At 67.1% G+C, this 14,028-nt stretch carries 16 protein-coding genes; 11 read left to right on the forward strand and 5 right to left on the reverse strand.

The genetic code is table 11. The annotated features are described in order from the left end of the window. Positions 1-52: 52 nt before the first annotated feature. A complete protein-coding gene (locus KCTC_RS14915; RefSeq protein ID WP_197715181.1) occupies positions 53-661 on the reverse strand; it encodes a TetR/AcrR family transcriptional regulator in 609 nt (202 codons plus the stop codon). A gap of 48 nt (positions 662-709) precedes the next feature. Here KCTC_RS14915 and KCTC_RS11315 point away from each other — a divergent pair, with 48 nt between their 5' ends. Continuing rightward, entirely contained in the window at positions 710-1,897 is a 1,188-nt protein-coding gene (locus tag KCTC_RS11315) for a cytochrome P450 (protein ID WP_125569371.1), read from the forward strand. An 11-nt stretch (positions 1,898-1,908) separates the two neighbouring features. Here the strand turns inward: KCTC_RS11315 and KCTC_RS11320 are convergent, their stop codons facing one another. Continuing rightward, on the reverse strand, positions 1,909-2,826 hold the full coding sequence (locus tag KCTC_RS11320; protein WP_125569372.1) for a glycoside hydrolase family 16 protein: 918 nt from the start codon (positions 2,824-2,826) through the stop codon (positions 1,909-1,911). Between the two features lie 65 nt (positions 2,827-2,891). After that, complete coding sequence (gene msrA, locus KCTC_RS11325; RefSeq protein WP_125569373.1) at positions 2,892-3,551, reverse strand: peptide-methionine (S)-S-oxide reductase MsrA; 660 nt, start codon at positions 3,549-3,551, stop codon at positions 2,892-2,894. A gap of 82 nt (positions 3,552-3,633) precedes the next feature. Between msrA and KCTC_RS11330 the strand changes: the two genes are divergently transcribed. Continuing rightward, positions 3,634-4,788, forward strand: coding sequence for a cystathionine gamma-synthase (locus KCTC_RS11330; RefSeq protein ID WP_125569374.1), 1,155 nt, complete (start codon positions 3,634-3,636; stop codon positions 4,786-4,788). Between the two features lie 152 nt (positions 4,789-4,940). Here the strand turns inward: KCTC_RS11330 and KCTC_RS11335 are convergent, their stop codons facing one another. Next, positions 4,941-6,191 (reverse strand): RimK family alpha-L-glutamate ligase, encoded by a 1,251-nt coding sequence (locus KCTC_RS11335; protein WP_269461425.1) that lies wholly within the window; start codon positions 6,189-6,191, stop codon positions 4,941-4,943. A gap of 24 nt (positions 6,192-6,215) precedes the next feature. Here KCTC_RS11335 and KCTC_RS11340 point away from each other — a divergent pair, with 24 nt between their 5' ends. From KCTC_RS11340 to KCTC_RS11360, 5 genes are all read left to right on the forward strand, one after another. After that, positions 6,216-6,671, forward strand: coding sequence for an ATP-dependent zinc protease family protein (locus KCTC_RS11340; RefSeq protein ID WP_269461453.1), 456 nt, complete (start codon positions 6,216-6,218; stop codon positions 6,669-6,671). Next, the gene (locus KCTC_RS11345; protein WP_125569377.1) at positions 6,661-7,626 is read left to right on the forward strand and encodes a succinylglutamate desuccinylase/aspartoacylase family protein; all 966 of its coding nucleotides are present in this window, start codon (positions 6,661-6,663) and stop codon (positions 7,624-7,626) included. Before KCTC_RS11340 ends, KCTC_RS11345 begins: the two co-directional genes overlap by 11 nt. 10 nt (positions 7,627-7,636) lie before the next feature. After that, positions 7,637-8,935, forward strand: coding sequence for an AI-2E family transporter (locus KCTC_RS11350; protein ID WP_125569378.1), 1,299 nt, complete (start codon positions 7,637-7,639; stop codon positions 8,933-8,935). Beyond that, on the forward strand, positions 8,922-10,130 hold the full coding sequence (ilvA, locus tag KCTC_RS11355; protein ID WP_197715182.1) for a threonine ammonia-lyase: 1,209 nt from the start codon (positions 8,922-8,924) through the stop codon (positions 10,128-10,130). Before KCTC_RS11350 ends, ilvA begins: the two co-directional genes overlap by 14 nt. Before the next feature lie 140 nt (positions 10,131-10,270). Further along, positions 10,271-10,780, forward strand: a complete 510-nt coding sequence (locus KCTC_RS11360) for a GreA/GreB family elongation factor (RefSeq protein WP_125569380.1) — start codon at positions 10,271-10,273, stop codon at positions 10,778-10,780. A 1-nt stretch (position 10,781) separates the two neighbouring features. Here the strand turns inward: KCTC_RS11360 and KCTC_RS14760 are convergent, their stop codons facing one another. Further along, positions 10,782-11,177, reverse strand: a complete 396-nt coding sequence (locus tag KCTC_RS14760; protein ID WP_164512579.1) for a DUF4307 domain-containing protein — start codon at positions 11,175-11,177, stop codon at positions 10,782-10,784. 186 nt (positions 11,178-11,363) lie between these two features. On the opposite strand from KCTC_RS14760, the gene mca reads away from it, so the two are divergent. From mca to KCTC_RS11385, 4 genes are all read left to right on the forward strand, one after another. Then, positions 11,364-12,245, forward strand: coding sequence for a mycothiol conjugate amidase Mca (gene mca, locus KCTC_RS11370; protein WP_125569382.1), 882 nt, complete (start codon positions 11,364-11,366; stop codon positions 12,243-12,245). A gap of 4 nt (positions 12,246-12,249) precedes the next feature. Next, a complete protein-coding gene (locus tag KCTC_RS11375; RefSeq protein WP_125569383.1) occupies positions 12,250-12,498 on the forward strand; it encodes a hypothetical protein in 249 nt (82 codons plus the stop codon). Between the two features lie 61 nt (positions 12,499-12,559). Then, positions 12,560-13,120: a hypothetical protein gene (locus KCTC_RS11380; protein WP_125569384.1), complete on the forward strand. Its 561-nt coding sequence runs from the start codon at positions 12,560-12,562 to the stop codon at positions 13,118-13,120. Then, positions 13,086-13,679, forward strand: coding sequence for a sigma-70 family RNA polymerase sigma factor (locus tag KCTC_RS11385; RefSeq protein WP_125569385.1), 594 nt, complete (start codon positions 13,086-13,088; stop codon positions 13,677-13,679). The genes KCTC_RS11380 and KCTC_RS11385 overlap by 35 nt, the downstream gene beginning before the upstream one ends. Positions 13,680-14,028 lie beyond the last annotated feature (349 nt).

Below are 14,028 nucleotides of genomic sequence, written 5' to 3' on the forward strand. Positions count from 1 at the left end.
CCTCTGAGCCTAGGGTCGCGGCCTGAGACGAACCCATGGACGGTGTGGCCGGTCACGGCCCTGGAGCCGACACCGCCGCCGCCAGCATCGCCACCAGGTCACGGACGTACGCCTCGTGTGACCGGGGCGGACGCGTACCCGACTCGAGGACTCGGGCTCGCTGGGCGAGGCTCGCCGTGACGAACAGGGCGAACTCGGCCGTACGTGCTCGCGCAACACCTCGGCCGAGTGGGGGAGTGAGCGCGTCCTCGAGCGCCCGCAACTGGCGGCCGAGGACGGTGTCCTGAATGGTCCCGGCCAGATGCTCGCGATCCAGACCAGCCCAACCGGCGAGCTGTTCGGTGATGCGCAGGAAGTCGCGCCCCTCGGGCGTCTGCAACAGGTCGGCGGTGGGGCGTACGAGTTCGTCGACGAGATCGAGGACGGACATGTCCGGACGCGGCTCCGCGCGGGCGGCGTCCATGGCGGCGACGTGTCGCTGCGCGATCGCACCAAGGAGGCCCTGACGCGACCCGAAGTGGTAGCCGACGGCTGAGTCATTGGCCTGACCTGCCTCGCGCACGATGTCGCGCAGTTTCGCACCGGCGACCCCGTCGCGGGCAAAGCGTTGCTCGCCCGCCCGGAGCAGGCGTTCGCGCGTGGTGGTTGCGTCTCGAGCCATGGTGATCAATACTAACAACAGTTGTTACTAACAAAGGTTGTTAAAACGATGGCGATCACATTCGAACCCATGGACACCGACTTCCAGCGCGACCCGTACCCCGCGTACACATGGTTGCGCCAGCACGATCCGGTGCACCGGCACGCCGCGACCCGCGAGACCCCTGAGTACTGGGCGCTGTCACGGTTCGAGGACATCTGGGACGCCGTGCGCCGACCGGAGGACTTCTCCTCGGCCGAGGGTCTGACCTTCTTCCCCGACGAGATCGGGCAGCTCGGCCTCGCGCCCACGATCGTGATGCTGGACCCGCCACGCCAGACCCAGCTGCGCGGACTGATCGGCAGAGGCTTCACGCCGCGACGGATCGCCGAGCTCGAGGACGTGATCAGGGCGTTCGTACGCGCTCGCGTCGAGGTCCTCCGCGACAGCGGGACCGATCTGCACCAGGATTTCTCCTCGACGATCCCCACCTTCGTCCTGGCCGAACTGTTCGGCGTACCGCGCGAGGATCGGACCCGCTTCGGGCCCTGGGTGCGGGAGCTGACGAATCTGCAGAACGACCCGCTCGGCCTCGCCGTCCACGACGGAACGGCCGTCATCGTCGAGATGTTCGAGTACTTCACGGCCGCGATTGCGGACCGGCGGCGTACCCCACAGGACGACCTCCTCGGTGCGCTCGTCGAGGCCGAGATCGACGGCGACCGTCTGACCGACTGGGACATCCTCGGATTCTGCTTCGTCATGGTCGCAGGCGGTAGCGACACCACCGCGTCGCTGATCTCCCACGGCGTCGCACTGTTGACCGAGGCGCCTGATCAACGGGCACTCCTGGTGGAGGACCGGTCCCTGATCCCGGACGCCTTGATGGAGTTCCTGCGGTTGGAGAGCTCGGTCCAGGGTCTGTGTCGGACCACGACCCGCGACGTGAGCGTTGCCGGGACGACGATCCCCTCAGGCCAGAAGGTGCTGATGCTCTACGGATCGGCCAACCGCGACGAGGCGGAGTTCGGTGAGACCGTCGACCTCCTGGACGTACGCCGCGCGCCGAAGCGGCATCTGGCCTTCAGTTCGGGACCGCATTTCTGCATCGGCAACCATCTCGCGCGTCTCCAGGCCCGGGTGGCGTTCGAGGAACTGCTGGCCGCGATGCCGGACATCGCAGTCGACGGTCCAGCCGGGGTCAGGCAGCGGTCGGCGTTCGTACGCGGGTGGGAATCGCTGCCGTTGGTTCGCTGACCCCGAATGGGTCAGTTCGTAGCGGACTTCCACATGCGTACGTAGTCGATGTCGGTCGTCGCGGGGATCGTGGTCTTCGGCGTCGGAGCGTTGTTGGTGACACCGAGAGCCTGCGTCAGCACCATGATGTAGCGCTGGTGGAACGCCGGGTCGCCGTCGGTGTTGTGGAGGCAGGTCTTGCCGTTGACGCTGATCGTGATCGACGTCGGCGTCGAGACGAAGACAAAGGTGTTCCACACGCCGCGCGCGGCCGCACACGCCCAGGCCGTGTTGACCCCGGGGACGGGGTTCCCGCCCCTCTTTCCGTGCAGGAACGGCACCGCCAGCTCGGGGTAGAGCGAGTACTGCTCGGAGATGTCGATCTCGCCCTTGGCTTGGTCGGCCTTGGCGACGTACCGGTCATCGGGCCACAGCCACAGCGATTCCTGGAGCCCCGGGGCAGGGGTCGCGGTCACCCGGGAGCGGACCTCGATCCGGCCGTACTGCTGGCTGAAGGTGTGATACGTCGAGATGCTGGGAGACTCGTACGTGCTGTCCGCATAGCCGGTGCAGGGGACCGGGTTCGGCACCCGATCCATCGTCAGATGAAGCTCTCCGCCGGACACCGAGATGTACTTCGGGTCATCGACCGTGCAGGCGTACGCGGCGGTGTTCGGGTTGCCGGTGACGAAACCTGTCTGTACGAACCACTTCGTCCTGTCGAGCGCCTGTCCGTCGAACTCGTCGTGGAACGTGCAGATCCACCGTTGACCGTCGGCGAACTCGTCCGGCAGGCAGGTGGGCGCCGCGTGATGGTCCAGTCTGCCCGAGAACACGGCACCGGTTGTGAGCATGACTCCGATGGCCACCAGCGCCGGTGCGCTCCGCAACATCCGGACGAAAGCGCCGCCCCCCGAACCCGTCTCGGGGTCCCGGGGCGCGTCTGTCATGGCCTCATTGTCCGGCCCGACCGGTCGTTCTGCCGCATCCGCCCGTCGCCGGAGCGTCTGCCCGGTCAGCCCGGGAACGGAACTCCGGTGTTCGCGTGGCAGCGGTAGCCGTTCGGTACCCGATCCAGATACTGCTGGTGGTACGCCTCCGCCGGGTAGAACGTCGGCACCGGACGGATCTCGGTCGTGATCGTGCCGTAGCCGCGTCGAGCCAGTTCGGCGCCGTACGCAGCGGTCAGGTCGCGAGCGACTGCTTCCTGCTCGGGTGAGTTGACGTAGAGCGCCGAGCGGTACTGCGTACCCACGTCGTTGCCCTGCCGGAAGCCCTGGGTCGGGTCGTGCACCTCGAAGAACTTCTTCACCAGGTCGGCGTACGTCACCCGCTCAGGGTCGAAGACGACGCGGACGGCCTCAGTGTGGTTGGTCTGGCCGCTGCAGACCTCTTCATAGGTGGGGTTGGGGGTCGTGCCGCCCTGATAGCCGACCGCCGTCGTGAAGACGCCCGGGACCTGCCAGAACAGTTCCTCGGCGCCCCAGAAGCAGCCGAGGCCGAAGTACGCCAGCTCGAAGCCGGCCGGGGCGGTCCCGTTGTCCGGATCAGCCAGCAGATCGACGCCGAGGACGCGGTGAGACGCCGACAGGGGAAGTGCCTGTGTCCGACCCGCGAGGGTCCTGTCCTCAGGGATGAGTTCCGACTTGTTGATCCAACTCGATCGACCGAACATGGCGCCTCCTGTGTCGTGGACCCGCACTGATCCAACGACTGTCCGAGGACGATTGTTCCGGGTCCGCGAGTAGGGTCGACGCGTGACGGATCCCGACGCATCCCTGGCCTTCGAAACCCGCGCGATCCACGCCGGATACGACCCGGACCCGACGACCGGCGCCGTCATTCCGCCGATCTACGCGACGAGTACGTACAAGCAGGACGGCGTCGGCGGGTTGCGCAACGGGTACGAGTACAGCCGCTCGGCCAACCCGACCCGGACGGCGCTCGAAGGAGCCCTCGCGGCACTCGAAGGCGGCGCGCACGGCCTGGCCTTCGCCAGTGGTCTGGCCGCGGAGGATGCGATCCTGCGCGCGCTACTGCGGCCGGGCGACCACCTCGTCTTCCCCAACGACGCGTACGGCGGCACCTTCCGCCTGGTCGACAAGGTCTTCAAGCCATGGGGGCTGGCGTACACGCCTGTCCCGGTGACCGATCTGGCCGCGATCGAGGCCGCGATCACCCCGGCCACGAAGCTGATCTGGCTGGAGACGCCGACCAATCCGCTTCTCAACGTCGCAGACATCGCGGCTGTCGCGGCGTTGGCGAAGTCGCACGGCGTACTCGTCGTCGTCGACAACACCTTTGCCTCGCCCTATTTGCAACAGCCGCTGTCGCTGGGCGCCGACATCGTGGTCCACTCGACGACCAAATACCTCGGTGGTCACTCCGACGTGGTGGGTGGCGCCGTCGTCACCGACTCCGACGACCTTGCCGAGAAGGTGCGGTTCCACCAGAACGCATCAGGGGGAGTCCCTGGTCCGTTCGACTCGTTCCTGACCCACCGCGGTCTCAAGACCCTGGCTGTACGCATGGACCGGCACTGCGACAACGCCGAAGCGATCGCGGCGCATCTGTCGACGCATCCAGCCGTGTCCCAGGTGATCTATCCGGGTCTGGCGTCGCACTCCTCGCACGAGGTCGCAGCCCGCCAGATGCGTCGCTTCGGCGGCATGATCTCGGTCCGCCTCAGGGGTGGGGAGCCAGCTGCGCTGGATGCCGTGGCCCGGGCGAAGATCTTCACCCTCGCCGAGTCGCTCGGAGGAGTCGAATCCCTCATCGAGCACCCGGCCCGGATGACGCACGCATCAGTCGCCGGCACCGACCTCGAGGTCCCGGCCGACCTCATCCGGCTCTCGGTCGGCATCGAGAACGTGGCCGACCTGATCGCCGACCTGGACCAGGCGCTCGCCTGAGGGACCCCAGCCGGAGACACCCCCGAAAATCTGACAGACATGTCTGTCAGATTGAGTTGTGCCTCGCTGGGGCGACAGAGGATTGACAGACATGTCTGTCAGATTTTCGGGGGTGTCTCCGGCTGGGCCTCGCAGCCCACGCCAACGGCAGGTCAGGACTCGAGGATCGGAGTCTTCGGGAGCTTGCGTACGCGCTTCGCGCGCGTGCGCCTGTCGGGGATCATCGACCGCATCTCCTCGAGCTTGCCCCAGCACAGCAGTCGGTCCTCGGCCTCGAGGACGTGCCGCGCGGCCGGGTTCGGGATGACGAGGGAGCCGCGGTGCAGCGTCAGGACGGTGATGTCGCGTTCGCGCAGGCCGGAGTCGCCCAGGCTCTTGCCGACCAGTGAGGCGTCTCCACGCACCACGAGTTCGGCGATGCCGTACCCGGTGGAGACGGACAGTCGCTCGCGTACGTCGATCTGCGGAAACGCGACCTGATTGGCCATGTGATCGATGATTGCCCCGGCGACGTCGAGCTTCGTGGCGAACTCGATGCCCTGCAGGCCTGGGGAGGAGTTGACCTCCATCACCAACGGGCCGTCAGTGCCTTCGAGCATGTCGACGCCGGCCACCTTGAGGCCCATGATCTGAGCCGCGCGGATCGCGACTCGCTGGTACTCCTCGGTGAGCTCGACCGGCTCGACCAGTCCGCCGCGGTGCACGTTGGAGCGGAACTCATCGCCCTGAGCTGATCGCCGCATCGCCGCGACCACGCGGTCGCCGACGACCAGGGCGCGGATGTCGCGGCCCTTGCTCTCCTTCACGAATGACTGGATCAGCACGTTCTGCTTGGTGGACTGCAACGTCTCGATGATCGCCTCGGCGACCTTTACCGACGGCGCGAGGATGACGCCGATGCCCTGCGTACCCTCCAGCAACTTGATGACGACCGGAGCGCCGCCGACGCGCTGGATCGCAGGCACCACGTCGGCGCGGTCGCGTACGAAGGTCGTCGCGGGCATGCCGATGCCGTGGCGGGACAGGATCTGCGAAGCGCGGAGCTTGTCGCGGGAGTTGGCGATGCCGTTCGCTGTGTTGGGCGTGTAGACGTCCATCTGCTCGAACTGGCGTACGACCGCGGTGCCGAAGTAGGTGATCGAGTTCCCGATGCGCGGAATGATCGCGTCGTAGTGCGACAACTGCTTCCCGCGGAACGTCAGATCGGGCTCGGGCCCCGACAGGTCGATGCCGAAACGCAGGGTGTTGAGCACCTTGACGTCGTGTCCCCGATCGAGCGCCGCGCTGCGGAGTCGTTGGGTGCTGTAGCAGCGCGGAGCGCGCGACAAGATGGCGAGTTTCAAGAGTGCCTCAGGGAAGGAATGGCATGTGCCTGATTGGATGTGCGTGTGTCGGCACTCCATTCAACCACCCCCGGCAGGCTGGTCGTGGGGTGGCGCGAATGGGTCGGACTGCCCCAGATTCCAGTCCCGTGGATGAAGGCCAAGATCGACACCGGTGCCCGTACCTCAGCCCTGCACGCGTTCGGTATCGAGCCTTTCGAGCGTGATGGTGCCCCGTGGGTTCGGTTCAGCGTGCACCCGTGGCAGCGCAGCGCCCTGGACACCACCGGCGTCGAACGACCGGTGCATGACGTCCGGCACGTACGCAGTTCGTCGGGCCACGCACAGGAGCGGTACGTGGTCCTGCTGGACCTCCGCATCCTGGACCAGGTCGTGACCGCCGAGGTCACCCTCACCCATCGTGACGCGATGGGTTTCCGGATGCTGATCGGTCGCGAAGCCCTGCGTGGGCGGTTCGTGGTCGACTCGGCCAGGTCGTACCGCGGCGGTCGCCCCGAGCAGGAGACCCGCGACCGGAACAGGGGGAGACATGGGGCGTGAGTCGTTCGCGATCGGGCAGGTCCGCGTACGCCCCGGCTCCCGGAAGGACGTCGAGCTCCCGATCACTCGCCTCGTCACCGGCGGCGACGTCAGCCTCCCGGTCCAGATCGTCCACGGGAAGTACGACGGCCCGACGATCTGGGTAAGCGCCGCGATCCACGGCGAGGAGGTCATGGGAGTCGAGGTCGTACGCCGCCTGCTCGCCACCCTCAACCCCAAGCATCTGCACGGCACGCTGATGGCCGTGCCTGTCGTCAACGTCCTCGGCTTCATGACCGGCGACCGGTACCTGCCCGACCGGCGTGACCTCAACCGCGCCTTCCCCGGATCGCCTCGGGGCTCACTCGCCAGTCGCATCGCGCACCTCTTCATGGAGGAGGTCGTGTCCAAGTGCGAACTCGGCATCGACCTGCACACTGCCGCCGACCGTCGAGCCAACCTGCCGCAGTTGCGCGGTGACCTGGACGACCCGCGGACGTACGGACTCGCGAAGGTCTTCGGAGCCCCGGTGATGCTGCACGCCAAACTCCGTGATGGCTCGTTGCGGCAGGCCGCGACCGAGGCCGGCTCGATGGTGCTGCTGTACGAATCGGGCGAGGCGATGCGCTTCGACGAGCTCTCGATCGGCACCGGTGTGGCGGGGATCCGCCGGGTGATGGCGCACCTCGGAATGATCGAGGAGGTCGTCGAGCAACCGGCCGCACCGACCCTGGAGTCGCGTGAGAGCAACTGGATCCGGGCTCGTGGGACAGGCATCTTCCAGCTCGAGTGCGAGTTGGGGGACATGGTGGAATCCGGACGTCGTCTGGGGCGTACGTCCGACACCTTCGGGCGTGGTGGGCGACTCGTACGCGCCGATCGGGACGGGATCGTGATCGGTCTGACCCGGGCGCCGATCGTCAACGCCGGCGACGGGCTGGTGCACGTCGCACAGATCACTTCGACGGACGGCTAATGTCGGCTCCATGAGCAGTGATGGTCCCCAGGACCACCAGCCCGAGTCGGTGACGGAGCCTGCGTCCGAGAGCGCGGCGGAGCCGGCTGAGGAGACCCAACGGGGTAGGCGGGAGAACACCGAACGCATCGCGCTCCGTGTGCTCAACCAGCTCAACCAGGTCCGCCGCGAACGCGAGCAGGAGTTCGCCCACGCGGCCGACGGGGTCCTCCCGCGTGAGTCCCGGGACCGCCCGCGGGTGCCGTACGGGATCGACGTGGCTTCGGCGTGGGCCTGGCGGCTGCTCCTGATCGTGGCCGCCGGCTGGGTCCTCGCGAAGGCTCTCGGGCACCTCCAGGTTGTCGTCATTCCGATCGTGGTGGCACTCCTGATCAGTGCGCTGGTGGTGCCGCTGGTGAACCTGGCCGAGCGCATGCGCGTACCTCGTAGTGTCGGGGCGCTCCTCGTCGTGCTCGTGGTCGTGGCGATCATCGCTTCGATGCTGACATTCGCTGGCCGCGAGGTCGCTGCGGGCGCGTCGGATCTGGCGACTCAGGCCGCCGCAGGCCTGGACAAGCTGCGATCGTGGCTCCAGACCGGGCCGCTGCACCTGACGAACAACCAGATCGACGGCTGGCTCAATTCGCTGCAGAACGCCCTCGTCCACTGGAGCAAGGACGGCAATCCGGTCGGCAAGGTCACCGCGGTCGGCAGCATCGCGCTGGACGTCGTCGCGGCGATGTTCATCGTGTTGTTCTCGACGTATTTCTTCCTCGCCGAGGGATCCAGGATCTGGGCCTGGATCGTCCGGCTGGCGCCGCGCTCGGCGCGTACGCGTCTGGACAGCAGCGGCAAGGTCGCCTGGATCAGCCTCACCCAGTTCGTACGCGCCACCGTCATCGTGGCCGCGGTGGACGCGATCGGCATCATGATCGGCGCCGCAGTCCTCGACGTTCCGTTCGTGGCGGCGATCGGTGTCCTGGTCTTCCTCGGCGCCTTCGTGCCGATCCTCGGCGCAACCGTCGCCGGCACGGTTGCGGTCCTCATCGCATTCGTTGACCACGGCATCGTGACCGCGCTGATCATGCTCGGGTGGGTCGTCGCGGTGCAGCAGCTCGAGGCGCACGGGCTCCAGCCGTTCCTGCTCGGCCGCTGGGTCAGGGTCCACCCGCTCGCCGTGATCCTGTCCATCGCGACCGGAGTGATCGTCGCTGGGGTCGCGGGAGCACTGGTCGCGGTTCCGCTGGCGGCCGCGACCAATGCGGTGGCTCTGCACCTCGCCTCGCTTCGCGAGGACACTGACCAGGTGGAACCCGATGCGGCTGTCTGACGTACGCGACGCGGCGGCCCTCCTGGCCGGCATCACCCGGGTCACTCCGGTGGAGACCTCCCGATGGCTCAGCGATCGCGTCGGGTCACCGGTCCTGCTCAAGGCCGAGAACCTGCAACGGACGGGGTCGTTCAAGTCCCGCGGCGCGTACGTCCGCCTGGCCCGCCTGACCGTCGACGAGCGAGCTCGTGGCGTGGTCGCGGCCAGTGCCGGCAACCATGCCCAGGGCGTCGCCCTGGCCTCGCATCTTCTCGGGATCCGGGCCACCGTCTTCATGCCGGCGGGCGTCCCGACGCCGAAGGAGCACGCTACCCGCGGCTACGGCGCTGACGTCGTGCTCCAGGGCGCGGATTTCCAGCAGACGCTGGCAGCTGCCCAGGAGTTCGCAGCCGAGACGGGTGCCGTCTTCATCCACCCGTTCGACCACGAGGACGTCATCCTCGGGCAGGGGACCGTGGGGCTGGAGATCCTCGACCAGGTTCCGGACGTACGCACCGTCCTGGTGCCCACCGGTGGCGGTGGGTTGCTGGCCGGCATCGGGCTCGCGATCAAGGAAACCCGTCCCGAGGTCCGGATCGTCGGTGTGCAGGCGGCCGGTGCGGCCTCGTTCCCCGCCTCCCTCAACGCAGGCCAGCCGCGTACGCTCCCCAACACCCAGACGATGGCGGACGGCATCGCCGTGGCCCGCCCCGGTGATCTGACCCTGCCGTTGGTCGAGGACTACGTCGACGACATCGTCACGGTCAGCGAGGAGTCGATCTCGCACGCGCTGCTCCTCACCCTCGAACGGGCCAAGCTCCTCGTCGAGCCGGCCGGCGCCGTGGGTGTGGCCGCGCTGCTCGACGATCCGAGCGCGTTCGAGGGTCCGGTCGTGGTCGTCCTGAGCGGTGGCAACATCGATCCACGACTGCTGGCCAAGGTGATCCGGCACGGTCTCGCCGCCGGTGGGCGCTATCTCGGTCTGGACATCACCTTGCGTGACGCGCCCGGTGCTCTGGCCCGACTGCTCCAGGTGGTCGGCGAGGCCGGCGGCAACGTCCTCGACGTCGGCCACGTGCGTACCAACCCGCTGCTCCTCATCGACGAGGTCGAGGTGCATCTGCAGTTGGAGACCCGCGGCGAAGCACACGCGGCGTCGGTCGTGGATGCGATCCGGGCGGAGGGCTTCCGGGCGCACCCCGTCGCAGGCGTGTGACGCTGCCCACCCTGCGTGTGTAGACTCGACAGACTGACAGTCCGCAGGGCCGTCCATCGAGAGGAGCCCGCCGGACCGACGGGTTGAAGCGCATGTCTGCTTCCCCGATGAATGCCCCCATCGCATAGGAGTTACTCACTATGACGCAGTCGACCGACACCCAGGCCACCCACTGGCTCAGCGCGGGAGCGCACGAGGCTTTGACGGCTCAGTTGGCTGACATGCGCGGACCGCAGCTCACCAAGATCGTCGCCGAGATCAGCGCCGCGCGCGACGAGGGTGACCTCAAGGAGAACGGTGGCTACCACGCCGCCCGCGAGGCCCAGGGTCGCCTGGTCGGCGAGGCCGACGCGCTCGAGGTGCTCCTCCGCACCTCTTTCACCGACGCGCCCGTCGCAGACGGTGTCGTCGCGCCTGGTGTGGTCGTGACCTACAAGTTCGAGGGCGACGACGATGACGAGGCGGAGACCTTCCTCCTCGGTGCGATCGAGATGAAGCCCTTCGCCCACGGTCTCGACGTCTTCTCCCCGGCGGCTCCGCTGGGTGCGGCCCTGCTGGGCCACACGGCCGGCGACACCGTGTCCTACACCGGCCCGACCGGTCGGGAGATCAAGGTCCAGATCGTCTCCGCCAAGCCCTTCGAGGACTGACTCAGCGCGGATTTGATTGGCCCGGCGCTGAGCACCCGGCCCAACTGACGTACACGGCGTGCCGGCTCGTCCGCATCGTGTAACTGTGGGTGCCGCCGCTCGGCGGGACGATCGTGACCGGTCCACCCACGCTGCTGAAGTCCTTCGCCTGGGCGGTGACCTCGCAGCGTACGTCGGCCGGGTTCACGTTCTTCCCGAGCGTGACCGTGTACGTGAAGGTGACGGACTTTTCGCCGTTCACGGTCCAGCCGCCGATCGATGAGGTCACCTTGGCGTCGGCGACCCAGCCGATGGTGACCACGAACCAGACTCCGACAGCCGCGAGCGCGGCTGCGGCGACGATCAGGAGCATTCGCGTACTCACGGATGAGCGCTGGCCGTAGCGATCTGCCGGCATCTGAGTCACCGAAGTGTCGTGACTTGGAGGATCCTGCACGTTTCGCCCGCCCGGGCGCCCGTCTGACCGCGTTGTCGTCGGTCGCGATGCCACCGGCATCGCTCCGCTCCTCCGCCTTGTCAGCCACGCACCCGAACGACCGAAGCCGTCCAGGAACCTCCAAGTCACGACACTAGGATCGCATCCATGTCTGACCGACCGCTCGCCGGCCTGCGGCTCATGCACGTTCACGCCCATCCGGACGATGAGTCCAGCAAGGGAGCGGCCTCCACGGCGAAGTACGTGGCCGAGGGCGTCGACGTCCATGTCGCGACCTGTACCGGTGGGGAGCGGGGGAGCATCCTGAACCCTGCGATGGACCGCCCGGGTGTCCTGGAGGACATCGCCGCGATCCGCAGCGCCGAGATGGATCGCGCACGCGAGATCCTCGGCATCACCCAGGACTGGCTCGGCTTCGTCGACTCGGGCATGCCGGATGACCCGGCGGACCTCCCGGTCGGCTCGTTCGCAGTGGTGCCGCTGGAGCAGCCGGTCGAAGCACTCGTACGCCTGATCCGGACGTTCAGGCCCCACGTCATGACGACGTATGACGAACGCGGCGGTTACCCGCACCCGGACCACATCCGGTGCCACGAGGTTTCCATGGCTGCGTACGCGGCAGCCTCGGATCCGACGCAGTTCCCTGACGCCGGCGAGCCCTGGCAGGTGCTCAAGATCTACTACCAGTTCACCTTCAGTCGGGCGCGGATGGCCGCACTGCACCAGGCGATGCTCGACCGAGGGTTGGAATCCCCGTACGCGGAGTGGCTGAGTCATCCGTCCGACCCGGCGTGGGATGCCCGGGTGACCACGCGGGTGCCGTGCGCCGACTACTTCGACGTACGCGATGCCGCGCTCCTGGCGCACGAGACTCAGATCGATCCGCACGGGTTCTGGTTCGCGGTGCCGCGGGAGGTCCAGCAGGAGGTCTGGCCGACCGAGGACTTCCAACTCGTGGATTCGAAGGTGTCGACGTCCATCCCTGAGGACGACCTCTTCGCGGGTATTCCGTATCCGGTGGCAGACTGAGGGCATGCTGTATCTGCTGGCCGCCACGATGGACCCGGCGCCTGCCGACAATGACGTTGTCGCGGGCCCGTGGGGGTTCCTGATCTTCTTCCTGCTGCTGGTGGCGGTGGCGTTCCTCGGCTGGAGCTTCCGCAATCAACTGCGCAAGACCGATGCGGCGGCCGCCGCGGGTCTGTACGACCCGTCGGAGCCGAAGAAGCGTGTGGAGATCCCGGTCGACACCGGCGCTCCGGCTGATTCCACTTCTGAATAGCTCCAGCTGACGCAGCCGTACCGAACCCAAAACGTCGGTGCTCGCTGTCACGCTGCGCCTTGTGAAGCATTCGTACCTGGTGGGCTTCGGGGCTCTGGCACTGCTCGCGTCGTGCATGACGCCGCCGACCTCGAGCGACCCACTGCCGGACGCTCCGTCCTCATCACACGCCTCGCACGCCCCTGCACGCCCGTCCTCGACACCTGTTCGCGGGGGATCAGCGCTCACTGCCCTGGCGCACCTCCCGGTCAAGGGCCGCGCGCCGAAGACCGGATACTCCCGGGCGCAGTTCGGCGAGGCGTGGACCGACGACAACGACGAGATGTGGGGTCGCAACGGGTGCGATACCCGCAACGACGTCCTGCGCCGGGATCTGGCCGATGTCGTCCTGCGCTCGGATGGTTGCAAGGTCGCGACGGGCACCCTGCGCGATCCCTACACGGCCAAAATCATTTCGTTCGTACGCGGGCCGGGGACGAGTTCGCTGGTCCAGATCGACCACAGCGTATCAGTAGTGCTGACGCGTGCTGTGCTAACTTTCGCAGGTCAGGACGTCAGCGGCATGTTGCCGACAGGAAGACGCCTCGATGCCGCGCGGCCTGTTTGGGGATCGGGCCGATAATTTCTCCGAACCACTGCAACAGATGGCAGACCGCATGCGTCCAAGAGTCGTGACGGTGCTGCCACCAGAATCTGAAGAGCAAACGAGTCTCTCCGAATACGCGCGGGAGCGCGGGGATTGGCTCGCCAGGTGCGCGTTCATGCTTACAGGCGATCGCGACTCCGCGCTCGACTTGGTCCAGGAGACGCTGCTCCTCGCATGGAAGGCCCGTGCGCGAGTTGATCAAGCCGATGACCGCGATGCGTACATCCTGCGGATCATGATGAATCGTCATCGCTCCAACCATCGACGGCGCCAACCGGCTCTGGTCTCCTTCGAGTACGCCAGAGACGGCGTGCTGTTCGAACCGGATAGGACGGAGAGGGTTGATGACGCAGCCGCGGTGAGTGCGGCGCTGAAACTTCTGCCCGCACGGCAGCGAATTGTTGTGGTGCTGCGATACTGGATGGATCTCGACGACCTCCGCATTTCGGAAGTCCTCGATTGTCGGCGAGCGACAGTCCGGAGTCTCGCAGCGCGGGGCATGCAGCGTATCAAGCAATATTTGGAGTCGACATGATCGGCAGCCGCGATCCTCACGAGGCGCGCATAAGGGCCGCGCTCGCCCAGATAGCAGAAGGTGCCCCGAGCGCCGCTGATGTACTTGGGCGGCTTGAATTGTCGCCGGTTACGAATCCGCAGCATCGCCGTCCGAGCAGAACGCTGGTTGGTCTCGTAGCAGCCGCGGCCGTGGCCACCGTGATCGCCGTGACTGTGAGTTCGCAAACGCATTCGGGGCAACGTCCCGACAACCGCGTGCCACAAGTCACAGCCACGAATGAGATGGCGAGATTGATTCTCGGGCGCTACGTCGTCGATGTGCCAGTAGCTTGGCATGTTGCCGTGTCTGCGTGCGGGGCCAACAGTTC

The sequence above is a fragment of the Nocardioides baekrokdamisoli genome (genome assembly GCF_003945325.1).
Classification (GTDB): Bacteria; Actinomycetota; Actinomycetes; order Propionibacteriales; family Nocardioidaceae; genus Nocardioides; species Nocardioides baekrokdamisoli.